The sequence below is a fragment of the Stenotrophomonas sp. ZAC14A_NAIMI4_1 genome (genome assembly GCF_003086915.1).
Classification (GTDB): Bacteria; Pseudomonadota; Gammaproteobacteria; order Xanthomonadales; family Xanthomonadaceae; genus Stenotrophomonas.
Window position 1 is genome coordinate 3,338,297 of record NZ_CP026002.1, and the last position, 22,832, is coordinate 3,361,128.

23 protein-coding genes are annotated in these 22,832 nt (G+C 67.4%); 15 read left to right on the forward strand and 8 right to left on the reverse strand.

Annotation, left to right across the window (positions count from 1 at the left end):
• Window positions 1–2: 2 nt before the first annotated feature.
• Entirely contained in the window at window positions 3–656 is a 654-nt protein-coding gene (locus C1926_RS15210) for a DUF3348 family protein (protein ID WP_108759759.1), read from the reverse strand.
• Between the two features lie 170 nt (window positions 657–826).
• Between C1926_RS15210 and C1926_RS15215 the strand changes: the two genes are divergently transcribed.
• Window positions 827–1,744: a M14 family metallocarboxypeptidase gene (locus C1926_RS15215; protein ID WP_108759760.1), complete on the forward strand. Its 918-nt coding sequence runs from the start codon at window positions 827–829 to the stop codon at window positions 1,742–1,744.
• Window positions 1,745–1,835: 91 nt separating this feature from the next.
• On the opposite strand, the gene C1926_RS15220 is transcribed toward C1926_RS15215, so the two are convergent.
• Window positions 1,836–2,462, reverse strand: coding sequence for a hypothetical protein (locus tag C1926_RS15220; RefSeq protein ID WP_108759761.1), 627 nt, complete (start codon window positions 2,460–2,462; stop codon window positions 1,836–1,838).
• Window positions 2,463–2,655: 193 nt separating this feature from the next.
• On the opposite strand from C1926_RS15220, the gene C1926_RS15225 reads away from it, so the two are divergent.
• Entirely contained in the window at window positions 2,656–3,300 is a 645-nt protein-coding gene (locus C1926_RS15225) for a hypothetical protein (protein ID WP_108759762.1), read from the forward strand.
• A gap of 133 nt (window positions 3,301–3,433) precedes the next feature.
• Here the strand turns inward: C1926_RS15225 and C1926_RS15230 are convergent, their stop codons facing one another.
• The 5 genes from C1926_RS15230 to C1926_RS15250 form a co-directional block, all read right to left on the reverse strand.
• Window positions 3,434–4,015: a nuclear transport factor 2 family protein gene (locus C1926_RS15230; protein ID WP_254057280.1), complete on the reverse strand. Its 582-nt coding sequence runs from the start codon at window positions 4,013–4,015 to the stop codon at window positions 3,434–3,436.
• Window positions 4,016–4,155: 140 nt separating this feature from the next.
• Window positions 4,156–4,965 carry a trypsin-like serine protease gene (locus C1926_RS15235; RefSeq protein WP_108759763.1) on the reverse strand — a complete coding sequence of 270 codons (810 nt, stop codon included), beginning with the start codon at window positions 4,963–4,965 and terminating at the stop codon, window positions 4,156–4,158.
• Window positions 4,966–5,093: 128 nt separating this feature from the next.
• Window positions 5,094–6,347, reverse strand: a complete 1,254-nt coding sequence (locus tag C1926_RS15240) for an ectonucleotide pyrophosphatase/phosphodiesterase (protein ID WP_108759764.1) — start codon at window positions 6,345–6,347, stop codon at window positions 5,094–5,096.
• Between the two features lie 94 nt (window positions 6,348–6,441).
• Window positions 6,442–7,008 carry a hypothetical protein gene (locus tag C1926_RS15245; protein ID WP_108759765.1) on the reverse strand — a complete coding sequence of 189 codons (567 nt, stop codon included), beginning with the start codon at window positions 7,006–7,008 and terminating at the stop codon, window positions 6,442–6,444.
• A gap of 6 nt (window positions 7,009–7,014) precedes the next feature.
• Window positions 7,015–8,505 (reverse strand): serine hydrolase domain-containing protein, encoded by a 1,491-nt coding sequence (locus tag C1926_RS15250; protein WP_254057281.1) that lies wholly within the window; start codon window positions 8,503–8,505, stop codon window positions 7,015–7,017.
• 118 nt (window positions 8,506–8,623) lie between these two features.
• Here C1926_RS15250 and C1926_RS15255 point away from each other — a divergent pair, with 118 nt between their 5' ends.
• On the forward strand, window positions 8,624–8,950 hold the full coding sequence (locus C1926_RS15255; RefSeq protein WP_079222095.1) for a hypothetical protein: 327 nt from the start codon (window positions 8,624–8,626) through the stop codon (window positions 8,948–8,950).
• Here C1926_RS15255 and C1926_RS15260 read toward each other — a convergent pair.
• Complete coding sequence (locus tag C1926_RS15260) at window positions 8,947–9,351, reverse strand: ribonucleotide reductase subunit alpha (RefSeq protein ID WP_108746825.1); 405 nt, start codon at window positions 9,349–9,351, stop codon at window positions 8,947–8,949. The two genes, C1926_RS15255 and C1926_RS15260, sit on opposite strands and share 4 nt — an antisense overlap.
• A 194-nt stretch (window positions 9,352–9,545) precedes the next feature.
• On the opposite strand from C1926_RS15260, the gene moaA reads away from it, so the two are divergent.
• The 12 genes from moaA (at window position 9,546) to narI (ending at window position 22,829) form a co-directional block, all read left to right on the forward strand.
• Complete coding sequence (gene moaA / locus C1926_RS15265; RefSeq protein WP_108759766.1) at window positions 9,546–10,526, forward strand: GTP 3',8-cyclase MoaA; 981 nt, start codon at window positions 9,546–9,548, stop codon at window positions 10,524–10,526.
• An 8-nt stretch (window positions 10,527–10,534) separates the two neighbouring features.
• On the forward strand, window positions 10,535–11,548 hold the full coding sequence (moaCB, locus tag C1926_RS15270) for a bifunctional molybdenum cofactor biosynthesis protein MoaC/MoaB (protein ID WP_108760722.1): 1,014 nt from the start codon (window positions 10,535–10,537) through the stop codon (window positions 11,546–11,548).
• Window positions 11,545–12,798, forward strand: coding sequence for a gephyrin-like molybdotransferase Glp (glp, locus tag C1926_RS15275; protein WP_108759767.1), 1,254 nt, complete (start codon window positions 11,545–11,547; stop codon window positions 12,796–12,798). The genes moaCB and glp overlap by 4 nt, the downstream gene beginning before the upstream one ends.
• Entirely contained in the window at window positions 12,798–13,058 is a 261-nt protein-coding gene (locus C1926_RS15280) for a MoaD/ThiS family protein (RefSeq protein ID WP_108759768.1), read from the forward strand. The genes glp and C1926_RS15280 overlap by 1 nt, the downstream gene beginning before the upstream one ends.
• A gap of 1 nt (window position 13,059) precedes the next feature.
• Window positions 13,060–13,554 (forward strand): molybdenum cofactor biosynthesis protein MoaE, encoded by a 495-nt coding sequence (locus tag C1926_RS15285; RefSeq protein ID WP_108759769.1) that lies wholly within the window; start codon window positions 13,060–13,062, stop codon window positions 13,552–13,554.
• A 36-nt stretch (window positions 13,555–13,590) separates the two neighbouring features.
• Window positions 13,591–14,127 (forward strand): molybdenum cofactor guanylyltransferase, encoded by a 537-nt coding sequence (locus C1926_RS15290; RefSeq protein WP_108760723.1) that lies wholly within the window; start codon window positions 13,591–13,593, stop codon window positions 14,125–14,127.
• Complete coding sequence (locus C1926_RS15295; protein WP_108759770.1) at window positions 14,124–14,492, forward strand: hypothetical protein; 369 nt, start codon at window positions 14,124–14,126, stop codon at window positions 14,490–14,492. The genes C1926_RS15290 and C1926_RS15295 overlap by 4 nt, the downstream gene beginning before the upstream one ends.
• 144 nt (window positions 14,493–14,636) lie before the next feature.
• Window positions 14,637–16,055: a NarK family nitrate/nitrite MFS transporter gene (locus tag C1926_RS15300; RefSeq protein ID WP_108759771.1), complete on the forward strand. Its 1,419-nt coding sequence runs from the start codon at window positions 14,637–14,639 to the stop codon at window positions 16,053–16,055.
• 87 nt (window positions 16,056–16,142) lie between these two features.
• Window positions 16,143–19,898: a nitrate reductase subunit alpha gene (locus tag C1926_RS15305; protein WP_108759772.1), complete on the forward strand. Its 3,756-nt coding sequence runs from the start codon at window positions 16,143–16,145 to the stop codon at window positions 19,896–19,898.
• On the forward strand, window positions 19,898–21,448 hold the full coding sequence (narH, locus tag C1926_RS15310) for a nitrate reductase subunit beta (RefSeq protein ID WP_108759773.1): 1,551 nt from the start codon (window positions 19,898–19,900) through the stop codon (window positions 21,446–21,448). The genes C1926_RS15305 and narH overlap by 1 nt, the downstream gene beginning before the upstream one ends.
• On the forward strand, window positions 21,445–22,125 hold the full coding sequence (narJ, locus tag C1926_RS15315) for a nitrate reductase molybdenum cofactor assembly chaperone (RefSeq protein WP_079222085.1): 681 nt from the start codon (window positions 21,445–21,447) through the stop codon (window positions 22,123–22,125). Before narH ends, narJ begins: the two co-directional genes overlap by 4 nt.
• Window positions 22,122–22,829, forward strand: coding sequence for a respiratory nitrate reductase subunit gamma (gene narI / locus C1926_RS15320; protein ID WP_079222084.1), 708 nt, complete (start codon window positions 22,122–22,124; stop codon window positions 22,827–22,829). Before narJ ends, narI begins: the two co-directional genes overlap by 4 nt.
• Window positions 22,830–22,832 lie beyond the last annotated feature (3 nt).

Genomic DNA, 22,832 nt, shown 5'->3' on the forward strand with positions numbered 1-22,832 from the left:
GGTCAGTGGGAGCGCAGGGCTGCAAGCAGCCCATGGATCGGGTGGAAACGCAGTTCGAGCTCGGCCAGCAGCAGGCTGCGCATGTCATTGCGGAATGCCGCGCGCCAGCCGGGCTGGCCGTGCACGCGTTCGAAACGGGCGCCCAGCACCGTGGGCACCGTCGCCAGCAGGCTGTGTTCGCGCGGGGTCAGGGTCTGTTCCATCACCGCATCGACCTCGGCCAGCCGTGCCAGTTCGGGCGAGGCCTGCACCAGCTGGTCGCGCAGGCGGCCGCGCAGGCGCCCGGTGGCGGTCTGGATGGCCTGCTGCAACACGCGGTAGCGCTGGCGCAGCGAGGCGAAGTTGGCCTGTGCGGCGGCCTCGGCCAGGTCCAGCAGGCGCTCGGCCTCGGCATCCTCGCCGATGGAGGCCAGCAGGCTGGCTTCGGCCTGTGCGCAGTCGGCCAGCAGGTCGTCCACCGCCTCGGCGGCCTCCCCCGGCTCGGGCAGGCGGCCGTCCAGCGCCCCGGACAGGGCCACGGCACGGCTCCAGTCCACCCACTGGCCGAGGCGATCGGTCAGGGCGGGACTGCTGGCCGGCATCGCACCGTCGCTGAGACGGGCAAGCAGGCGGAGGAAGTCCGGTCCACCGAGGACCGGCTGCGCGGCGTTCGCCATCAAGTAGCCAGGGGCCAAAAACCGTTGATTTTACAACCAGATGACCGCCGCTGGATGAAGGGGCCGGGCCATCCCCCGTGGTCAGGCACGGGGAGGGTCTCGGCCCGCGCCGGCAGACGGCTTAGAATGGTCGGCTGCACTAACGCAACTGGACCCTCTGGAGCTTCTGCATGACCCTCGCGCCGTTCTATCCCATCGGTACCCCCGGCCAGCCCTGGGGCGATGCTGAACGCGCACAGTGGCGGGCCGCCCAGCAACGCCAGCGCAGCTACCACGACGACGTGGTGGCCGCGCTTGAGCGCCTGGACGACGGTTTCGACGTGATCCAGTACGGCCAGCTCGACTATGCCCCGGATCACTACCCGCTGTTTGCCGTGGTCAACCACGACTGGAACCCGGCGCTGCCGACCGCCCTGGTCACCGGCGGCGTGCACGGCTATGAAACCAGCGGCGTGCACGGTGCGCTGCAGTTCCTCGAACAGCAGGCCGAGCGCTACCTGGGCCGGATGAACCTGATCGTGGCGCCGTGCGTCAGCCCGTGGGGCTACGAGCGCATCCAGCGCTGGAACCCGAATGCGATCGACCCCAACCGCAGCTTCCGTGACGGGGGCCTGATCGAGGAAGCCGCCTCGCTGATGCGCTGGGTGGCCGAGCGCAAGGCTGACATCCGCGTGCACCTGGACCTGCACGAGACCACCGACAGCGACCTGCACGAGTTCGATCCGGCACGCTGTGCCCGCGATGGCAAGCCGTTCGAGCGTGACACCATCCCCGATGGCTTCTACGTGATCGGCAACAGCGAGGATCCGCAGCACGGCTTCCAGAAGGCACTGATCGAGGCCGTGGCCCCGATCACCCATATCGCCCCGGCCGATGCCGAGGGCAACCTGGTGGGCCTGCCGTTGCAGTCGCCGGGCGTGGTCTGGGGCGAGTCGCGCTCGATCGGCGCGTGCGCCGGTTTCACCGACGCGCGCTATGCCACCACCACCGAGGTGTACCCGGACAGCCCGCGCACCAACCCGCAGGAATGCAACGACGCCCAGGTGGCGGCGGTGTGCGCGGGCCTGGATTACGCGCTGGCCCAATGACGTAACGCCGGGCTCGCTCGACTGCTGTTGGAGAAGCAGTCGAGCAAGCTCGACTCTACCCAAGCAGAGCCATGCCCGGCGACGCTGCGGATCATCCCTTCTGGCGCTGCTCCTGGATGGCCTTGTCCAGTGCATCCAGGTCATCGGTGGACGACTGCAGCCACTGCGCATACGCGGGGGTTTCGACGAAACCTTCGCCGCGCAGCACGGTGTCCAGGTCCGGGTTGTCATTGCTGGCGTGCTGCAGGAAGCCCGCCATCAGGCCCGACAGGCGGTGCGCGGCCTGGAAAGCAGCCTGCGGCGATCCCGCCGGCTCCACGATGGTGCCGAGGAAGGCTGCGTAGGCGGCGTGATCGACGTCGAAGTCATCGCGGTTCTTGAAAGCCTCTGCACTCAGCTGTGCTTCGCCCGAGCTGTGGCGGGCGAAGCCCCAGGTCCAGATATCGAGGAAATGCAGCGCTTCCAGCTTCTGGCGTTCTTCCGTGCTCAGATCGATCGCGCCGGACAGGGCGTACTCCATGGTGGCGGCCGAGAAGGCTTCGGTGCCGGAGTTGGCGTGGAAATCGCTGAGGCTGCGCAGCGCATCGGGTTCATGCGGGTCGAGCTGCAGCGCACGGTAGATCACGCGCGCGCCTTCGATGTGGCGGCCCTCGGCGATGAAGATGTTGAGGGCGTGGGTGGCCAGCTGGGCAGCGTTGAGTTCGGCGAAGGTCGTCATCGGGGTGGGAAAGGGAAAGGGCGGTCCGATGGTAGGTGCAGTGTTCCCCCGCAACAAGGGCCATACCCGGCCGCGCAGTAGATCCACGCCATGCGTGGATGCCCCCGCGTCCCGTCGAAATCGAAGACTTCACAACCCACAAGCACGCCAACCGCGACCATGGGCCGCCCCACGCCCACGAGTTTCACCGAGGATGCTGCAGAACCTGCTCCATTTCGCGCCGCTGCTGACGGCAGTGATGACCTGCGTGACCGCCCTGATCTGGGTGGTCTACCTCAGTTTCTTTCTGCGCAGCTACCGCCGCCAGCAGCGCCCGTCGATCCTCATCACCTCCGGTGCCGGCCGCAACCTGGACGCGCACTGTTTCGTGACCAACCTGGGCCTGGAGCCGGTGTACCTGCTGGACGTGGTGATCGATCTGATCGAACCCGACGGCACCGTGGTGCGCGCGGTCATCCCCGAGCGCACCGAGCACTGGAGCAAGGGCGCGCCCTGCGAGGACGAGGACATCCGCCGCGCCACCAACGTCGGCCCGCTCAGCAGCGGCGGTGAGCGCGACCTGGGCCGGTTCCGCACGCTCATCGACCGCGCCGGTACCGAGAACCCGGACATCAAGACCGGCAACGCCTTCACCAGCCTGGAAGTGACAGTGGTCATCGTCACCGCCAGCCAGGCCGAACTCTGTGGTGCCTCGCGCTGCTACCGCATCGAATACGGCGCCGACGGCACGCCGCGATTGAAGGCGCGGACGATCAAGGCCGCGCAGCTGCAGGGGTACTTCGCGCGCCGGAACCTGACGCGGTTGTTGACCCACCAGCTGGAAAGCGCGCGTCTGTAGGGCCGAGCCATGCTCGGCTGCTTTGTTCTTGTAGAGTCGAGCCATGCTCGACTGGTTCGCGCAGACCGCAGCCGAGCATGGCTCGGCTCTACAGAAGAGCAAAACGCAGCCGAGCATGGCTCGGCTCTACAGATCACTCGGCGGCCGGGCTGCGCTCGTCACGTACCGAATAGATCACCGAGAAGATCTTCCAGCCCTGTTCGGTGCGGATGAGCTGCCACATCTCCTTGCCCCAGTTCTGCTTCACACCATCGGACAGGAACGTGTAATCGAAGGTCAGCGAGGCGGCGTCGCCATCGGTTTCGATCCTGGGGTTGGAGAAAACTTCTTCCTTCGGCGTGGACGATGCAACCGCATTGTCGATGAGCGAGATGAAATTGTTCGAGGGAATCTGCCGCGCTTTGATCGCGTCGGGCTTGGTCCTGCGGATGTCCTGCAGGCGCACGTCCTCGGAAACGAATTGCCAGCCGATGTCCTCAGCCTTGTCCGAGAAGAACAGGCTCATGTAGGTGGGCTTATCCTTGTTGACCAGTGCGGTGCGGAAGGTTTCCAGGACCTGTTCGATGGCCTTGACGTCCTCCGCGTGCGTGCTCGGCTGCGCACTGGCATGGCTGGCGGTGATCAGGCCCGCACAGAGAATCAGCCCCGCTGGACGCGGCAGGATCCTTGCAGGGAAGCGCGCGCTGATCGGGGAGCGGGGAGTGCGGTCATCCATGGTGTCATGTTCCCAGGTGCCTCGTGGCACGCCGGAGAATCTACCATGCGGCGTTGCGCAAGCGCCTCGCGAGATGCAGCCGAGCGTGGCTCGGCTCTACAGGCGGCTGCGGCCACGGTTGGTGTCCCGCGCCCGGTGATTCACCGTTCGCCGTCCATCACGCTCTCGATCCAGCCGGCGTAGCGCGAGATGCGCACGTTGTGCACCACCTGCCCGTAATACCCGGCTTCCAGCGCATGTTCGGGTACGGCCGTGATCCATGAGCCCAGGCCGATCACCTGCCAGCCCTGCGGGTCGCGGATCAGCAACGGGCCGCCGCTGTCACCGCTGCCGATCACGCCTTCCAGCGGCAGGCCACTGCCCGGGCCGTCGAAGCGATACCAGAGATAGCGGTCGTTGCCGCCGGTCACCGCGTTTTCCGCGCGGCGCAGCTCACCCCGGTGAGGAGCACCTGGCGCCAGCCCGGTCAAGCCGTTGCCTGTTGCACCTTTACCCACGAGCGTGGCGATCCTGCCCGCTTCGTCATGCCCTCGATAGAGGCGGACCGGCGCAACGTCGTTGACCGGCGTGGCGAGCTGGATCATCGCGATGTCATCGGAAGCGGCGAGGAAGGCGTGGATGGGGCCCGGGTTGCCCGATGCCAATGCCGCCTGGCCCAAGGCATCGGGCATGCGCCGATAGCCCGGATGCACGAACACCCGTTCGACGCGGTAGGCCTGACCATTGATCTGCACCTCGGCGTTCATGCCCTCCATCGGCGCGGCGTGCGCGGCGGTCACCACCCAGCGCGGCGCGATGAGCACGCCATGGCCCTCGCCGGGCAGGTCGGCCAGGGCCTGGAATGCGGATGCCGGAACGCGGTAGGCGCTGTCATCCACATCGCTGCGGATGACGATGGCGCCAGCGGCGAAGGGCAGGGTGGCGAGTACGAGAAGAAGCCAGCGGCGCATGGGCAGGTGAAGTCGTGTGCGTGGTCAATCCGCACCGTATCCCGGTTCTGGCCCGCTGAGAACCCGCATGCGATGAAGCGGCCCGCACGCGCGACGAACACGCGCGGATCCGCGACGGAACGGCCCGCTCAGTGCGTGCGCAGCACCGCGTCGAACGTGGCCGGGTTGCCATCGTTGGCTGCCGCCGGCACGTCCAGCAGGCGGGCGAGCAGCGGATAGACATCCACGTTGTCGAAGCCTTCAACGGTCCTGCCGGCCTCGAATGAGGGCCCCGTGGCCACGAACACCGCGCGCATCGACGGCAGGGTGTTGTCGTAGCCGTGGGTGCCACGGTACGCATGGGCGTGGCGGGCCAGCATGCCGGGCGTCAGTGCATCCCAGCCTTCATCCATCTCGCAGATGATCGGCGGCGTGCGGGGGTGCTGGCCGTACTGCCAGCGCGGCGGCAGGTCGGCGCGCTTCCGGCACTGGTAGTGGTCGTGCCGGCCCAGCAGCGCCCGCTCGGCCTCGCGTTCGCGCCCGGGCATGGCCTGGAAGCCGACCGGCTGGCCCACACTGGTGGCCACCGCAATGGCCGGATCGACCATGCGCTCGGTGTCCAGTACCTGGCCCTCGGGCAGCTCGGCCATGCCGTGGTCGGACACCAGCACGATGTTGGTGGCGGTGGCCAGGCCTCGTGCGTCCAGGCCTTCCAGCACCTGGCCGACGATGGCATCGGCGCGCTGGATCGCCTGGCGGTACTCAGCCGAATCCGGCCCGTAGGTGTGGCCGGCCTTGTCGACGTTTTCCATGTACAGCGTGGCCAGGCGCGGCGCCTGCGGGCCGGTCTGCGCCAGCCAGCCCAGCACGGTCTGCACGCGGTCCTCCAGCGCGATGGAGCGGTCATAGACCTGCCACTGGCTTGGCCGCACGCCCTGGATGGCGGCCTCGCTGCCGGGCCACGACCAGGTGGCCGTGCGTACGCCGGCCTTCTCGGCGCTCACCCAGATCGGCTCGCCGCCCCACCAGCGCGCGTCGGTGACGGCGGCCGGGTTGCTGATCTCGAAACCGCCCAGCTGCGGGTCGTGCATGCTGTTGTGGATGATGCCGTGGTGGCCGGGACGCAGGCCGGTGACCAGGGTGTAGTGGTTGGGGAAGGTCAGCGACGGATAGGACGGCGTCATCCAGCGTGCGCGCACGCCACCGTCGATCATCCGCTGGATGTTGGGGGTCAGGCCGCGATCAAGGGCATCGGCGCGCAGGCCGTCGATGGAGACCAGCAGCAGGCGCGGTGACGGCTGAACCGTGGTCGGGGGCGTTGCAGAGGCCTGGCGGGGCGATGGCGTGCTGCACGCCATCAGGAAGAGGGCGGCGATCGAGCCGCAGACAAGGCGCATGTTCATGGCCCATCCTAGCCCTGTGCGATGACAGGTCTAGGACGGATGTGGCGATGGGGGCGGGGCGGAGCGGTGCAGTGCAGTCGAGCATGGCTCGACTCTACAACCGGGCCAGGGCCTGCCAATCGCGTTCCGGCTGCATGCCGAGGCTTTCGATGAAGGGATGCAGCCCCGCGTAGAACGCCTGCGGCACCGGATTCTTCGTGCCATCCCACCGCAGTTCGCCGCACTGGAAGCAGACCTCCAGCGTATGGGTGCGCTTCTTCCCCTTGTAGAACTCGAAGCGATGATGTGGCTCGAAGATGCAGGCGGTGGTCCAGTCGCTCACATAAGGGTCGATGCCCTCCAGCGTGGCCAGGAACGGCTGCTTGCGAGTGCCGGTCAGCACCGCTTCGCGATACCTGCGCTCCGCTGGCGGCGTGGCACTGTTGCTGCTGTTGTTGGTGTCATACGGGGAGGAATGTTCAACGACCACGATGCGGTCGGCGTCGCGGGCCACGCGGGCAAGATCATCCAGCATGGGTTGGCCCTCGGCGTTGGGTGGCTTGTCTTCGATGGCCAGCGGGTCTTCGCTGGCGGCGGTCGGTGGTGGTGGCGTCGCCTGTTGGGAGCACCCGCAGACCACGCCCAGCACGATCGGAATCATCATTCGACGCAGCAGGCGCATCAGTGGTTACTCCTTGCGGGTCGCGGGGTAGGTGGTGCCGCCACGCTTCAGTTCGAAGCCGGGCACCTTGCCTGCGGTTGATGCCGCAAACGCGATGGTCATGTCCTGTGCGGTCATGAAGTAGCCGCGGCTGGACTGCCGGAACAGCTCCATCGGCCGCGCCCCGAAGAGATCGCACTGGAAATAGAGGCGATCCCCTTCGCGGGTGACACGGGCGGGCGCGTCCATCAGCACGTAGTCACCGGCCACCTCGGCATCCAGTGCGGGGTCCGGGGCCAGCGCGGACTTCTCGATGATCTGGAATTCCGGCCAACCGTATTCGGCGGCCACGCTCACCAGGATTTCGTCGACCAGGGCGGCGCCACTGTCGCTGCTGGTCAGCACGACAATGCCTTGGCCGGTATGGGTGTAGCCCTGGATCTGGGCACGGAAGCCGTGGGTGCCTCCGGTGTGGGCGAAGCTGGTACCGGTGCCGATGGGTGCGACATACAGCCCAAGCCCGTAGTCACCCTTGATGCGGGTCAGCATCTGCCTGGCCATCGCGCTGGACAGGACCTTTCCCGGCGCGCCCTGGCCGCCGTGTTGCACCTCCAGCACGACCTTGGCCAGATCGCTGGCCGTGGTCCACAGGCCGGCCGCGGCGGCTTCGGGGTAGACGCGCCAGCCCCCCGGCACCGGCTGGCCATCGCTGGGGTGGGCATGGGCGGCACGCGCGCGCAGTGCCGGCGGCAGGTCGGTGGCATAGCTGCTGTCGCGCATCTGCAGGGGCTCCAGTACAAGCTGCTGGATCAGCTGCGGGTAGGGCTGCGCGGCTGCGTCGGCCATCATCTGCTGGACAACGGTGTAGCCGCCACCGGAGTAGCTCCACGCGCTGCCGGGCGTGGCCTCCACGCGCACCGGATCGGAGTTTGCCGGGGGGGCGCCCTGCAGGATCTGCAGCAGGGTGGGCAGCGGCTCACCCTGCGCGTAACCGAAGAAGCCGTGCACGTTGGTGCCGGCGCTGTGGTTGAGCAGGCTGCGCAGGGTGACCGGCTGCTGCGAGGTGAAGGTGTCGTCCGGAATCTTCCAGTGCCGCAGCAGCGTGTTGGCGGGCGCGTCGAGGGAAAGTCGGCCCTGTTCGACCAGCCGCAGTGCACCGAGCGCGGCCACCGTCTTGCTGACCGAGCCGGCCTGGAACAGGCTGCCCGGCGTGGCCGCGCGGGTGCTGCCGGGTTCCAGCACGCCGTAGGCGCGCGCCCATTCGATGCGCTGGTTGTTGATGAGGGCGATGCTGACGGCGGGCACATCGTGGAAGGCCATGCGCTCGGCCAGAGTCATTTTCTGCTGGGCCTGGCCCTTGACCTTGATGGGGCTGGACAGACCGTGCTCGACGCGGGCGATGCGCGATTCAACGTCGGTCGGCTGCGGCTGCGCAAGCGCGGCGGGGGCGAGCAGGAGCAGGGTGATGAGCGGGGTGCAGCGCCGGGTAGCAGGCAATCCGTTGCAGGTGCTGGGCATGGTCGTGGAGTCGAGGTAGTCGAGCAGGCTCGACTCTACAGTAGGGCGGCGGTGGTTGACGCTGGCCGCGGCGGGGCGCAGGCTGGATGGGCCTGCTTCCTGCTTAGAAGGGAGACTTATGACCGCAAGCGCGTCCCTCCACCCCTCGCCTGGCACGCACGGCCACACGCGCCTGTGGAGCGTGTTCTGGCTGCAGGGGGTCATTCCCAGCAATCTGCTGTGGGCGGCAGCCCTGTGGGCCCTGGCCAACCAGCGCACCACGCTGCTGCTGGCCCTGTTTGCCGCGCTGCTGCTCTATACCGGCTGGATCATCCCGGCGGTGTGGCGGGCCGCGCCTACCGCGCGCACCCCCAACCTGGGCGTGGCCGCACGCGGGCTGACCGTGGCCTGGGGGCTGAACACCGTGCTGGTGATCTTTTTCCTGACCCTGCAGCTGCTGGCCTAGTAGAACTGGATCGGCTCGCCAGCGCGGTCGAAGGCGGCGAAGCGGCCGATCTGGCCGTCATGGATGGCATTGACCATCAGCTGCAGCGGGCGGGCGGCTTCATCGCTGTTGGGCGCAAAGCCGGCGCGCCCGTCCATGGCGGCCACGAACACCAGGTCCCAGTTGATGCCGGTGGTGGTCGATTCGGCGGCCAAAGCCTGGAAGCTGGGTACTTCCGCAGGCAGCTTGTCCACGCACAGCACCGGTGACAGGGTGCCGCCCTCGCGGCGGTCGTGCCGGTCGCGCTGGTCGGTGGTGGGCGATTCGGGCAGGTCGGCACGCACGAACACGAACAGCAGGCGCTGCGGCTCGGCCTGTTCAGCGGCGGCGTGCAGGAGTTGCTGGAAATCGTTCATCATCATGAGGGTTGTCACACATCCGCTGCACGGAAAGCCGCATGCTGCCACAACGCGTGCGCGGCCGGGCCAGCGGCGATTGATTTAAGTCATGCCCATGGAACTGAAGGACGCGTACTCTGGCAATCGTTCCAGCAGGCGAGGGTATCCGGACCATTCCGGGCATAGGCAATACGGTGGAGCAACAAGGTGGACCAGCCATGAGCCAACTCACCGACGGTTTCGGGCGCAGCTTTCCGTACCTGCGCCTGTCGCTGACCGAAGCCTGCAACTTCCGTTGCAGTTATTGCCTGCCCGATGGCTACCAGGGTGAGGGCCGGCCGCGCTTCCTGCAGGTGGACGAGATTGCCCGGCTGGTGCGCGCGTTTGCGGCGCTGGGCATGAGCAAGATCCGCCTGACCGGTGGCGAGCCGAGCCTGCGCAAGGACCTGGAACAGATCATCGGCACCGTGGCTGCGGTGCCCGGCATCCGCAAGGTGGCCATCACCACCAACGGCACCTTGCTGCCGCGGCGCCTGCCGGGCTGGCATCGTGCCGGCCTCACGGCCTTGAACGTGAGCATGGACAGCCTGCAGCGCGAGCGCTTCCACGCCATTACCGGGCATGACAGGTTGCCGGAGATCGAGCAGGGCCTGGCCCTGGCCCAGGCGCTGGGCCTGCAGACGATCAAGCTCAACGCGGTGCTGCTGCGCGGGCTGAACGATGACGAGCTGCCGCAGTGGATGGAGTACCTGCGCGACCGGCCCTTCAGCGTGCGCTTCATCGAACTGATGCGCACCGGCGACAACGAAGCCTATTTCCAGCGCCACCACCTGCGCGCTGACGTGGTGATCGAACAGCTGCTGGCGGCTGGCTGGCAGGAGCGCCCGCGTGCGGCCGATGCCGGCCCGGCCCGCGAGTTCGGCCACCCGCAGCACCGCGGCACGGTGGGCATCATCGCGCCGTACTCGCGCGATTTCTGCAAGGGCTGCAACCGCCTGCGGGTGACCGCCAAGGGCGACCTGCGGCTGTGCCTGTTCGGCGAATTCGGCGTGCCGCTGCGCCCGTTGCTGCAGAGCGACGACGACCACGACGCACTGCTGGCACGCATCACCACCCAGCTCGGCCTGAAAGCGGCCGGGCACGGATTGCACCAGGGCCAGACCGGGCTGACCCCGCACCTGGCCTCGATCGGAGGATGAGCAACACCATGACCGGGGAATTGAACGCGGCCTTCCACATGGCCGATGTCCGCGACAAACGCATTACCCGCCGCCGCGCGGTGGCCGTGGGCGAACTGCATGCCGGGCCGGTGGCCTACCCGCTGATCGTCGAGCGCCGCCTGCCCAAGGGCGATGCGCTGGTGATGGCTGAGATTGCCGGCCTGCAGGGCGCAAAGATGGCGTCGATGCTGATGCCGCTGTGCCACCCGCTGCCGCTGGAACTGGTGCAGGTGTTCTGCGCACCGGTGCCGGAACGGCAGGCGATCCGCGTCTGGTGCGAGTGCGCCAGCGAGGCGCGCACCGGCGTGGAGATGGAGGCGCTGGCAGGGGTGAACGCGGCCCTGCTGACCCTGTACGACCTGAGCAAGCCGGTGGAACCGGCGCTGCGCATCGAAGGCATCCGCCTGCTGTTCAAGGAAGGTGGCAAGCGCGGTGTCTGGCTGCATCCCGATGGCATGGACGAGGCCGAGCGCGCCCGTTTCAAGCCACGTGCGCCGAAGGGCCTGGAGGGCGCGGCGTGCGCGGTGATCACCCTCAGCGACCGGGCCAGTGATGGCACCTATGCCGATGCGTCCGGGCCGAAGCTGGTGGCGGGCCTGCAGGCGCTGGGCGGCGAGGTGGTGGCGGCCGAGGTGCTGGCCGATGGCATCGAGCCGCTGGCCAGCCGCCTGCGCGCGCTGGCCGACAGCGGCGTGCGCCTGTGCCTGTGCACCGGCGGTACGGGCCTGGGCCCGCGCGACCTGACCCCGGAGGCGCTGCGTTCGCTGGACGCGCGCCCGGTGCATGGGCTGGCGCAGATGGTGCGCGCGCTGAGTGCGCAGCACACGCCGATGGCCTGGCTGAGCCGGGCCGAAGTGGTGCAGCTGGGCAACCTGCTGGTGTTTGCCCTGCCGGGCAGCCCGCGCGCCGCCGCGCAGTGCCTGGACATCCTGGCGCCGGTACTTGGACATGCCCTGGCGATGGTCGATGGCGGTGGCCACGGCCAGGGGGGCGCCGCATGATTGCCTACAGCGAAGCACTACAGCACCTGCTGGAGGCGGCCTCGGCGCTGCCGGCCGAACGCCTGCGCCTGCACGATGCGGGCGGGCGCACTCTGGCCAGCGACATCATCAGCGCACAGTCGCTGCCGCCGTTCGACAACTCGGCGATGGATGGATTCGCGCTGCGGGCCGATGGCACGGCCTTCGCCAGTGGTACCGAATTTGCAGTGCAGGGCTGGCAGGCCGCCGGCGATGACGGCGCCGTGGGCGGCGAGGGCGCCTGGGAAATCATGACCGGTGCGCGCATGCCGACCGGCCTGGATACGGTGGTGCCGGTGGAGCAGGTGGAGATCCTGCAGCGCCACGAAGGCCGCCCGACCCGGATCGCGCTGCGTGCGGATGTCAGCCCCGGCCAGCATGTGCGCCTGCGCGGCCAGGACGTCAGCGAGGGCGAGCGCGTGCTGCGTGCCGGCGACGTGCTGGATATCAACGCCCGCACCCTGCTGCACGCCATCGGCGTCGGCGAGGTGGCGGTGGTTGCGCGGCCGAAGGCTGCAGTGATCGCCACCGGCAAGGAACTGGTGACCGAGGCCGCGCAGTCGCTGCAGTCCGGGCAGATCCGTGACAGCAACCGGCCCTACCTGGTGGGGCGCCTGCAGGCAGCCGGCGCCGAGGTGGTCTGGCAGGGCACGGTGGGCGACGAGGTGGCCGCCTTCAACGCTGTGCTCGACCAGGCACTGGACGCCGGGGCGCAGCTGCTGATCAGCACTGGTGCCGTGTCGGCCGGGCGCTACGATTTCGTGCCAGACGCGCTGCGTGAGCGCGGCGCCCGCATCATCTTCCACAAGGTGGCGATCCGCCCGGGCAAGCCGCTGCTGTTCGCGGTACTGCCTGGCGGCGCGTTGTATTTCGGCCTGCCGGGCAACCCGGTGTCGGCGGCGGTGGGACAGCGCTTCTTCGTCGAGCCGGTGCTGCGTCGTTTGTTGGGGCTGGCCCCGGAGACGCCGCTGCAGCTGCCGCTGCAGGCCGACGTGCGCAAGCCCGAAGGGCTGCGCTTCCATGCCCGTGCGCGGGTGGAGGTGGACGCGCAGGGACGGTTGAGCGCGCGCGTGCTGTCCGGCCAGGAGTCGTTCCGCCTGATGTCCATGCTGCGGGCCAACGCCTGGGTGGTGCTGGAGGCCGAGGGCAACCTCGCGCCGGCCGGGACCTATGTGCGGGTGCAGGGCTGGGGTCACCACGAACCGGTGCAGCTGGTAAGCGAGGAATCATGATGAAACAGGTGAACCTGCAGTTGTTTGGTGCGTTTTCCGAGCTGGATGCGAGCCGCGAGATCGCGGTTGACGTTGCCGGGGCGACCATTGCCGATCTGCGCCAGGCGCTGCGCGAGCTGCTGCCGGTGCGCTGGCCGGATTTCCGTGCCGGCCTGCTGGACTACTCGGCGTTCGCCGACCAGCAACGGGTGCTGCGCGACCACGATGCGCTGCCGGCCGATGGCCGCGTGGCGATTCTGCCGCCGGTCAGTGGGGGTTGAGATGAGCCATCCCACGATCGCGAAGGTGGTCGACCGCGCACAGGCGGCGATTGATCCGGGCGAAGGCATTGCGGCGGTATCCGATCCCGGCTTCGGCGGCATCGACGTATTCATCGGCAAGGTGCGCGACCTCAACCAGGGCCGGCCGGTGCTGGGCATCAGCTATGACCTGTTCGAGCCGCTGGTGCTGAACGAGGTGCAGCGGCTGGCGGCCGAGGTGCAGGCCGCTTTCGGGCCGAAGCTGAAGCTGTACGTGGCCCACGCCAAGGGTCGCCTGGCGGTGGGCGAGGTGGCGGTGGTGGTGGCCGCAGGAAGCCCGCACCGCGACGAAGCCTTCCGTGCATGCCGGCAGCTGATCGAGGCGGTCAAGCACCAGTGCCCGATCTGGAAGCAGGAGCATTACCAGGACGGTGACAGCGAGTGGACCGAGGGTTGCAGCCTGTGCCACGCCGACGACACCCCGGTGCATGACCATGACCACGCCCACCACCCGTGATGGGCGCGTGCCCGGAGCGCGCAGGTGAACGCGCCGATGGCCGGCATCGTGCTGGCTGGCGGGCTGTCCAGCCGCATGGGGCGCGACAAGGCCATGCTGCCATGGCAGGGGCGCACGCTGCTCGAACACATGCGCGGCCTGCTGATGCTCGCAGGCGCGGACCGGGTCTGGGTGAGTGGCCACTACCCGGCGTTTGATGGCATCCCCGACCGGGTGGCCCGCTGCGGTCCGCTGGGCGGGCTGTACAGCGTCGCCCTGCAGATGCCTGACGGCCCGGCGTGGGTGGCGCCGGTGGATACGCCACGCCTCACCCCCCGGCTGCTCCAGCAGTTGCGTGATGCCCATCCTGGCCGCTGCACGATCTATGACGGCCATCCGCTCCCAATGCTGTTTAATGTGGACAATGAAAGCCGTACAGTCCTTGAAAGCATGATCCACGACCCCCTTGGCCCGCGTTCCCTGCAGGCCCTGCAACATCGCCTGGGCGCACACACCGTACGCCTGGCCCACGCCGACGAAAGCGCCCTGGTCAACTGCAACACGCCCGCCCAATGGGAGGATGTCGCCTCATGAAGGTGCAGCTGCAGGATCAAGCCATGCGACTACGCCTGGACGAGGCCGAACTAACCCAGCTGCGGGCCGGCGAATCAGTCGAGAACCTGACCCGGTTCGGCGGCAATGGGGGTTGGGGCACGGCGGTGTCCCTGCATGGCGGCGACCAGGCCGTGCTGCTCGACGGTGGCACCTACTGCCGGCTGGTACTGCCGCGCGAGGCGGTCGAAGCGCTGGCCGGGCGCCTGCCGTGCCGTGACGGGCTGGCCTTCCCGCTGTACCTTGATGACGGCACCACGCTGCAGCTGCAGTTCGATGTGGATGTGCGCGACAGCGTGCGCCAGCGCGGCGTGAGCCGCCGCAGCAGTTCCGGGTCACCGGTTTGACATTTGTCAGGGGCAGGGTGGATACCGGCCCCTGATTGATCCAGATCAACCCCGTCGAGGGCAATGCCCGGCCTAATGGCTGCGTGACGACGGGTTACAACTTGAAAGCAGTACCCACGTCATTCCACAGCCTTGGAGCCATGTATGACCGTCGGTAGCGATCCTGTTGTCCCCAGCACTGCCCGATCCGGCCGCGTCATCAGCGACTGGATGCCGGAAGACGCCGGTTACTGGGAACGCACCGGCAAGCGGGTCGCCACCCGCAACCTGGTCATCTCCATCCCCTCGCTGCTGCTGGCCTTCGCGGTCTGGGTGCTGTTCTCGGCGGTGACCATCAGCCTGCCGAAGATCGGCTTCCCCTTCAGCACCGACCAGCTGTTCTGGCTGGTGGCGCTGCCCAGCCTGTCCGGCGCCACGCTGCGCATCTTCTATTCCTTCGTCATCCCGATCTTCGGTGGCCGCCGCTGGACGGCGCTGTCCACCGCCTCGCTGCTGGCGCCCACGATCTGGCTGGGGTTTGCCGTGCAGAACCCGGCCACCCCGTACTGGGTGTTCGTGGTCATCGCCATCCTCTGCGGCTTCGGCGGGGCGAACTTCTCGTCCTCGATGTCCAACATCTCCTTCTTCTACCCCAAGCAGAAGCAGGGCCTGGCACTCGGGCTGAACGCCGGGCTGGGCAACGTGGGCGTGTCGGTGGCGCAGGCGGTCGTGCCGCTGGTCATCACCGTGGGCGTGTTTGGTGCGCTGGGTGGCGCACCGCAGCCGGTGGTGGACGGGGGCGCGGCGCTGTACCTGCAGAACGCCGGTTTCATCTGGGTGCCTGCCATCATCGTCTGCGCGGTCGCGGCCTGGTTCGGCATGAACGACCTGACCAGTGCGCGCTCCTCCTTCGCCGAGCAGGCGGTGATCTTCCGCCGCAAGCACAACTGGCTGATGTGCTGGCTGTACATCGGCACCTTCGGTTCCTACATCGGCTTCTCGGCCGGCTTCCCGATGCTGGTCAAGAGCCAGTTCCCGGAGGTGAATCCGCTGGCCTACGCCTTCATCGGCCCGCTGCTGGGCGCGCTGATGCGCTCGGTCGGCGGCAGCATGGCCGACCGCTGGGGCGGCGCACGCCTGACCTTCTGGGTGTTCGCGCTGATGATCGCTGCGGTGTTCGGCGTGCTGCACTTCCTGCCCAGCGACGGCCAGGGCGGCAGCTTCAACGGCTTCCTGCTCAGCTTCATGGCGCTGTTCGTGCTCAGTGGCATCGGCAACGGCACCGCCTTCCGCATGATCCCGGTGATCTTCCGCACCCTGCACGAGCGCTGGGCGGCCAACGACAGCGCCGAGGGCAAGGCCGCTGCCGGGCACCAGGCCAGCATCGAGTCAGCCGCCGTGGTCGGCTTCTCCGGCGCAATCGGTGCCTACGGCGGCTTCTTCATTCCCAAGAGCTACGGCTCGTCCATCACGTTGACCGGCAGCCCGGACATGGCGCTGTACGGATTCATCGCTTTCTACTTCACCTGCCTGGCCGTGACCTGGTGGTGGTACTACCGGCACGGTGCTGAAACCCCCTGCTAGGGGCAGCCACGCTGACAACCCGAGCAATGCACCGAAGCCAATGAACACCCCAGCCACGATGCCGATGTCCGCAAAGGGAGATCCACGATGAGTTATTTCCTCGATCGCTTGCAGTTCTTCAAGCGTGAACCCCAGACCTTTGCCGATGGCCATGGTTTTGCCAAGAGCGAGGGCCGTGACTGGGAAAACAGTTACCGCCAGCGCTGGCAGTACGACAAGATCGTCCGCTCCACCCACGGGGTGAACTGCACCGGTTCGTGCAGCTGGAAGATCTACGTCAAGAACGGCCTGGTCACCTGGGAAACCCAGCAGACCGACTACCCGCGCACGCGCCCGGACCTGCCCAACCATGAACCGCGTGGCTGCCCGCGTGGCGCCAGCTATTCCTGGTACCTGTACAGCGCCAACCGCCTGAAGTACCCACTGATCCGCGGCACGCTGCTGCGCCTGTGGCGCGAAGCCCGCAGGAGCATGGCTCCGGTGGATGCCTGGGCGAGCATCGTCGAGGACAAGGAAAAGGCGCGCTCGTACAAGACCCGCCGCGGCATGGGCGGCTTCGTGCGCCTGCAGTGGGAAGAAGCCAACGAGATCATCGCCGCCTCCAACCTGTACACGGTGAAGCAGTACGGGCCGGACCGCGTGGTCGGCTTCTCGCCCATTCCGGCGATGTCGATGGTGTCCTATGCGGCCGGCGCGCGTTACCTGTCATTGCTGGGCGGCGCCTGCCTGTCCTTCTATGACTGGTACTGTGACCTGCCGCCGGCCTCGCCGCAGATCTGGGGCGAGCAGACCGACGTGCCTGAATCGGCCGACTGGTACAACAGCCGCTACATCATCGCCTGGGGCTCGAACGTGCCGCAGACGCGCACGCCCGATGCGCATTTCTTCACCGAGGCGCGCTACAACGGCACCAAGACGGTGGCGATCTGCCCGGACTATTCCGAGCTGGCCAAGCTGACCGACCACTGGCTGCACCCCAAGCAGGGCACCGATGCGGCGCTGGCGTTTGCCTTCGGCCATGTGATCCTGCGCGAGTTCCACGTCGATTCGCCCTCGCAGTACTTCCAGGACTACTGCCGCCAGTACTCGGACATGCCGATGCTGGTGCGCCTGGAGCGCCGCGAGGATGGCCGGCTGGTGCCGGGCCGCTTCCTGCGCGCCAGCGAACTGGGTGGCCTGGGCGAGGCCAACAATCCTGACTGGAAGACCCTGGCCTATGACGAGAGCAGCGGCCAGATCGTGGTGCCCAACGGCTCTATCGGCTTCCGCTGGGGCGAGAAGGGCAAGTGGAACATCGAGGAAAAGGAAAGCAACGGCAGCGATACGCGCCTGCGGCTGAGCCTGGCCGAGGGCCACGAGGGTATCGAAGCGGTCAGCTTCCCGTACTTCGGCGGCATCGAGACCGACGGCTGGACCGCGGCCCCGGCCGAGGACGTGCTTGAACGCAACATCCCGGTGCGTCGCCTGGCCCTGGCCGATGGTGGCGATACTCTGGTGGCCACGGTCTACGACCTGCTGCTGGCCCAGTATGGCGTGGACCGTGGCTTCGGCGGCGGCAACGTGGCCATCAGTTTCGACGACATGGTGCCGGGCACGCCGGCCTGGCAGGAGCGCATCACCGGCGTGTCGCGTGCCGAGGTGATTGAAATCGCCCGTGAATTCGCCCGCACCGCCGACAAGACCCACGGCCGTTCGATGATCATCGTCGGCGCGGGCATGAACCACTGGTTCCACAACGACATGAACTACCGCGGCCTGATCAACATGCTGATCATGTGCGGCTGCGTGGGCCAGACCGGTGGCGGCTGGGCGCATTACGTGGGCCAGGAAAAGCTGCGCCCGCAGACCGGCTGGCAGCCGCTGGCCTTTGGCCTGGACTGGAGCCGCCCGCCGCGGCACATGAACGGCACGTCGTTCTTCTACTTCAACACCGGGCAGTGGCGCTACGAGAAGCTGCAGGTGGATGAGCTGCTCTCGCCGCTGGCCGATGCCAGCAAGTACAGCGGCAGCCTGGCCGACCTCAACCTGCGCGCGGTGCGCATGGGCTGGCTGCCCAGTACCCCGCAGCTGGACCGCAACCCGCTGCAGCTGGTGCGCGAGGCCGAGGCGGCCGGCGTGGCCCCGGCCGACTACGCGCTGGGCAAGTTCAAGGACGGCTCGCTGGACTTCGCCTTCGCCGATCCGGATGCGCAGCAGAACCACCCGCGCATGATGTTCATCTGGCGCTCGAACCTGCTCGGTTCCTCGGGCAAGGGCCATGAATACATGCTGCGCCACCTGCTGGGCACGCGTCACGGCCTGCAGGGCAAGGATCTGGGCGAGATGGGCGCGATCAAGCCGCAGGAAGTGAAGTGGCACGACGAGGCGCCGGAAGGCAAGCTCGACCTGCTGGTCACGCTCGACTTCCGCATGTGCACCACGGCGCTGTACTCGGACATCGTGCTGCCGACGGCGACGTGGTACGAGAAGGACGACCTCAATACCTCGGACATGCACCCGTTCATCCACCCGCTGTCCAAGGCGGTGGACCCGGCCTGGGAATCGCGCAGCGACTGGGACATCTTCAAGGGCGTAGCGCGTACCGTCAGCGACATGGCACCGGGCGTGCTGGGCGTTGAGAAGGACCTGGTGCTGGTGCCGACCCTGCACGACACGCCCAACGAACTGGGCATGCCGTTCGGCGTGGCCGACTGGAAGAAGGGCGAGTGCGAGGCCATCCCGGGGCAGACCATGCCGTCGATGACGGTGGTCGAGCGCGATTACCCCAACCTGTACCGCAAGTTCACCTCGCTGGGTCCGCTGCTGGACAAGCTGGGCAACGGCGGCAAGGGCATGAACTGGGATACGAAGCACGAGATCGAATTCCTCGGCAAGCTCAACCATACCGTGCTCGACGAGGGCGTCAGCCAGGGCCGTCCGGCCATTTCCACCGCCATCGACGCAGCCGAAGTCATCCTGCACCTGGCGCCTGAAACCAACGGCCACGTAGCAGTGAAGGCCTGGGAATCGCTGGGCAGCTTCACCGGCCGCGAGCACACCCACCTGGCGGTCGGCAAGGAACACGAGGCGATCCGCTTCCGTGACATCCAGGCGCAGCCGCGCAAGATCATCTCCTCGCCGATCTGGTCGGGCCTGGAGGACGACAACGTCAGCTACAACGCGGGCTATACCAACGTGCACGAGCTGATCCCGTGGCGCACGGTGACCGGCCGCCAGCAGTTCTACCAGGACCATGAGTGGATGATCGACTTCGGCGAGGCGTTCATGAGCTATCGCCCGCCGGTCAACACGCGCACGGTGGAGCCGCTGCTGAACCAGCGCCCGAACGGCAACAAGGAGATCGTGCTGAACTGGATCACCCCGCACCAGAAGTGGGGCATCCACAGCACCTACAGCGACAACCTGATCATGCAGACGCTGTCGCGCGGCGGCCCGATCGTGTGGCTGAGCGAGGATGACGCGCGCAGTGCCGGCATCGTCGACAACGACTGGATCGAGCTGTTCAACGTCAATGGTGCGATTGCGGCGCGCGCGGTGGTCAGCCAGCGCGTGATGCCGGGCATGGCGATGATGTATCACGCCCAGGAACGCATCATCAATGTGCCCGGTTCGCAGATCACCGGCACCCGTGGCGGCATCCACAACTCGGTGACCCGCATCGTGCTCAAGCCCACCCACATGATCGGCGGCTACGCGCAGCTGGCCTACGGCTTCAATTACTACGGCACCTGCGGCACCAACCGCGACGAGTTCGTGATCGTACGCAAGATGGACAAGATCGATTGGCTGGACGATGAACAGCCCGCGGGCGCTTCCGTGTCGGCCAGCAAGGAGGTGGTGTGATGAAAGTCCGTGCACAGATCGCGATGGTGCTGAACCTGGACAAGTGCATCGGCTGCCATACCTGCTCGATCACCTGCAAGAACGTCTGGACCTCGCGCGAGGGCGTCGAGTACGCCTGGTTCAACAACGTGGAAACCAAGCCGGGCATCGGCTACCCGAAGGAGTGGGAGAACCAGGACAAGTGGAACGGCGGTTGGGTGCGCACGCGCGCTGGCAAGCTGGTGCCGCGTGCCGGCGGGCGCTGGCGGATGCTGGCCAAGATCTTCGCCAACCCGGACCTGCCGCAGATCGACGACTACTACGAGCCGTTCGATTTCGACTACCAGAACCTGCACACCGCCAAGGACAGCCAGCACCAGCCCACCGCGCGGCCGCGTTCGCTGATCAGCGGCGAGCGCATGCAGAAGATCGAGTGGGGCCCGAACTGGGAGGAGATCCTCGGTTCGGAATTCAGCAAGCGCTCGCGCGACTACAACTTCAACGAGGTGCAGAAGGAGATCTACGGCGCCTTCGAGAAGACCTTCATGATGTACCTGCCGCGCCTGTGCGAGCACTGCCTGAACCCGGCGTGCGTGTCGGCGTGCCCGTCCGGTGCGATCTACAAGCGCGAGGAAGACGGCATCGTGCTGATCGACCAGGACAAGTGCCGTGGCTGGCGCATGTGCGTGTCGGCCTGCCCGTACAAGAAGATCTACTACAACTGGAAGAGCGGCAAATCCGAGAAGTGCATCTTCTGCTACCCGCGCATCGAGATGGGTGAGCCGACGGTGTGCTCGGAAACCTGCGTGGGCCGCATCCGCTACCTGGGCGTGATGCTGTACGACGCCGACCGCATCGCCGAGGCCGCCTCGGTGGCTGCGGAGAAGGACCTGTACCAGGCCCACCTGGACATTTTCCTGGACCCGGAAGACCCGGCGGTGATCGCCGCTGCGCGCCAGGAAGGCATCCCGGACAGCTGGCTGGAAGCGGCCAGGCAGTCGCCGGTGTACAAGCTGGCCATCGACTGGAAGCTGGCCCTGCCGCTGCACCCGGAATACCGCACGCTGCCGATGGTCTGGTACGTGCCACCGCTGTCGCCCATCCAGTCCGCCGCCGAGCGTGGTCGTATCGGCATGAGTGGCGAGCTGCCGGACGTGGCTTCGCTGCGCATTCCGGTGCGCTACCTGGCCAACATGCTCACGGCAGGCGACGAAGCGCCGGTGGTGCGTGCGCTGGAACGGCTGATGGCGATGCGCGCCTGGCGCCGGGCCAAGAACGTGGACGGCGTGGAGGACACCGCCGTGCTGGACCAGGCGGGGCTGAGCATCGCCCAGGTGGAGGAGATGTACCGCTACCTGGCCATCGCCAACTACGAGGATCGTTTCGTGATTCCCACCGGGCACCGCGAGTATGCCAACGACGCCTTCGGTGAGCGCGGTGGCTGCGGCTTCACCTTCGGCAACGGCTGCAACGGTGACAGCCCGGCCGACCTGTTCGGGCAGCGCAAGGCCACCACCTTCGTGGTCAACAACGGGCCCAACCACCGGCGTCGCAAGGAGGTGGTGGAATGAGCGTCCTCAAGCTGGTCGGGGTACTGCTGGACTACCCCCGTGATGAACTCTGGCAGCACGGCGACGAACTGCTGGCTGCCTGTGACCAGGCGGCACTCCCCGCCGCCCGTCGCCAGCAGCTGCGCGGCTTCGTGCAGCAGCTGCTGGACAGTGACCCGCTGGACGCGCAGGCGGCCTGGCTGGCGACCTTCGACCGGGGCCGTTCGATGAGCCTGCTGCTGTTCGAACACATCCATGGCGAATCGCGCGACCGCGGCCAGGCCATGGTCGATCTGGTGGAAACCTACCGCCGTGCCGGCTTCGAACTGGATGCGCGCGAGCTGCCGGATTACCTGCCGCTGCTGCTGGAATTCCTGGCCCACCGGCCACAGGAGGAGGCCCGCGAATGGCTGCACCATATCGGCCATATCGCCGGCATGCTGGCCGCGCGCGCGGCCGAACGCACGCTGCCGCACGTACCGCTGCTGGAGATCCTGGTGGAGGCCGGCGACGGCAAGGTCAACCTGGAGGCGCTGCGGCAGCGCGCCAGCGAAGAACCCCGCGACGACACGGCCGAGGCGATGGACCGGTTGTGGGAAGAGGAGGCGGTGCGCTTCGGCGCCGAAGCCCCTGCCGAAGACTGCAAGCCACCGACGCGCTCGCCCGGGCGTCCCGTGCACCGTGAGGTCCAGCCATGAACTACTACCTTCATCAATTCGCCTTCCAGTACTACCCGTACATCGCCGTGGCGGTGCTGCTGATCGGCAGCTGGGCCCGCTACGACAAGGCCATGTACACCTGGCGCACCGGCTCCAGCCAGATGCTGTCGGACAAGGGCATGCGGATCGGCAGCAACTGCTTCCACATCGGCATCCTGGCCATCCTCGGTGGCCACCTGGTGGGCCTGCTGACCCCGCATGCGGTGTACGAGCACTTCATCACCTCCTCGCAGAAGCAGATGCTGGCGATGGTGGTGGGCGGCGTGTTCGGTGCGCTGTGCTTCATCGGCATCAGCATCCTGCTGGTGCGCCGCCTGTTCAACGCGCGCGTGCGGGCCACCGGCAGCTTCGGTGACACGTTGGTGCTGGTGCTGCTGTTCGCCCAGCTGTGCCTGGGCCTGTACAGCATCCGCATCTCGTCCGGCCACCTGGACGGTGGCGTGATGGTGCAGCTGGCCGAATGGGCGCAGCACATCGTCACCTTCCGTGCCGGCGCCGCCGATTACATCGAGGGCGTCAGCTGGGTCTACAAGATGCACATCTTCCTGGGCCTGACCCTGTTCCTGATCGCGCCGTTCACCCGCCTGGTGCACGTGTGGAGCATTCCGATCAGCTACCTGTGGCGGCCGTACCAGGTGGTGCGCCGCCGCCAGGCCCCGCTGCGCTACGGTCCGCGGGAGTAAGCC

Excerpts from the sequence above, each read along its gene's own strand:
- C1926_RS15245 (WP_108759765.1), bottom strand. The coding sequence starts at position 7,008 with ATGCGCCTGCTGCGTCGAATGATGATTCCGATCGTGCTGGGCGTGGTC.
- narI (WP_079222084.1), top strand. The coding sequence starts at position 22,122 with ATGAACTACTACCTTCATCAATTCGCCTTCCAGTACTACCCGTACATC.
- C1926_RS15250 (WP_254057281.1), bottom strand. The coding sequence starts at position 8,505 with ATGCCCAGCACCTGCAACGGATTGCCTGCTACCCGGCGCTGCACCCCG.
- C1926_RS15230 (WP_254057280.1), bottom strand. The coding sequence starts at position 4,015 with ATGGATGACCGCACTCCCCGCTCCCCGATCAGCGCGCGCTTCCCTGCA.
- narH (WP_108759773.1), top strand. The coding sequence starts at position 19,898 with ATGAAAGTCCGTGCACAGATCGCGATGGTGCTGAACCTGGACAAGTGC.
- C1926_RS15280 (WP_108759768.1), top strand. The coding sequence starts at position 12,798 with ATGAAACAGGTGAACCTGCAGTTGTTTGGTGCGTTTTCCGAGCTGGAT.
- C1926_RS15210 (WP_108759759.1), bottom strand. The coding sequence starts at position 656 with ATGGCGAACGCCGCGCAGCCGGTCCTCGGTGGACCGGACTTCCTCCGC.
- C1926_RS15300 (WP_108759771.1), top strand. The coding sequence starts at position 14,637 with ATGACCGTCGGTAGCGATCCTGTTGTCCCCAGCACTGCCCGATCCGGC.
- C1926_RS15220 (WP_108759761.1), bottom strand. The coding sequence starts at position 2,462 with ATGACGACCTTCGCCGAACTCAACGCTGCCCAGCTGGCCACCCACGCC.
- C1926_RS15295 (WP_108759770.1), top strand. The coding sequence starts at position 14,124 with ATGAAGGTGCAGCTGCAGGATCAAGCCATGCGACTACGCCTGGACGAG.
- moaA (WP_108759766.1), top strand. The coding sequence starts at position 9,546 with ATGAGCCAACTCACCGACGGTTTCGGGCGCAGCTTTCCGTACCTGCGC.
- C1926_RS15290 (WP_108760723.1), top strand. The coding sequence starts at position 13,591 with ATGGCCGGCATCGTGCTGGCTGGCGGGCTGTCCAGCCGCATGGGGCGC.
- narJ (WP_079222085.1), top strand. The coding sequence starts at position 21,445 with ATGAGCGTCCTCAAGCTGGTCGGGGTACTGCTGGACTACCCCCGTGAT.
- glp (WP_108759767.1), top strand. The coding sequence starts at position 11,545 with ATGATTGCCTACAGCGAAGCACTACAGCACCTGCTGGAGGCGGCCTCG.
- C1926_RS15260 (WP_108746825.1), bottom strand. The coding sequence starts at position 9,351 with ATGATGATGAACGATTTCCAGCAACTCCTGCACGCCGCCGCTGAACAG.
- C1926_RS15225 (WP_108759762.1), top strand. The coding sequence starts at position 2,656 with ATGCTGCAGAACCTGCTCCATTTCGCGCCGCTGCTGACGGCAGTGATG.
- C1926_RS15255 (WP_079222095.1), top strand. The coding sequence starts at position 8,624 with ATGACCGCAAGCGCGTCCCTCCACCCCTCGCCTGGCACGCACGGCCAC.
- C1926_RS15285 (WP_108759769.1), top strand. The coding sequence starts at position 13,060 with ATGAGCCATCCCACGATCGCGAAGGTGGTCGACCGCGCACAGGCGGCG.
- C1926_RS15215 (WP_108759760.1), top strand. The coding sequence starts at position 827 with ATGACCCTCGCGCCGTTCTATCCCATCGGTACCCCCGGCCAGCCCTGG.
- C1926_RS15240 (WP_108759764.1), bottom strand. The coding sequence starts at position 6,347 with ATGAACATGCGCCTTGTCTGCGGCTCGATCGCCGCCCTCTTCCTGATG.
- moaCB (WP_108760722.1), top strand. The coding sequence starts at position 10,535 with ATGACCGGGGAATTGAACGCGGCCTTCCACATGGCCGATGTCCGCGAC.
- C1926_RS15235 (WP_108759763.1), bottom strand. The coding sequence starts at position 4,965 with ATGCGCCGCTGGCTTCTTCTCGTACTCGCCACCCTGCCCTTCGCCGCT.
- C1926_RS15305 (WP_108759772.1), top strand. The coding sequence starts at position 16,143 with ATGAGTTATTTCCTCGATCGCTTGCAGTTCTTCAAGCGTGAACCCCAG.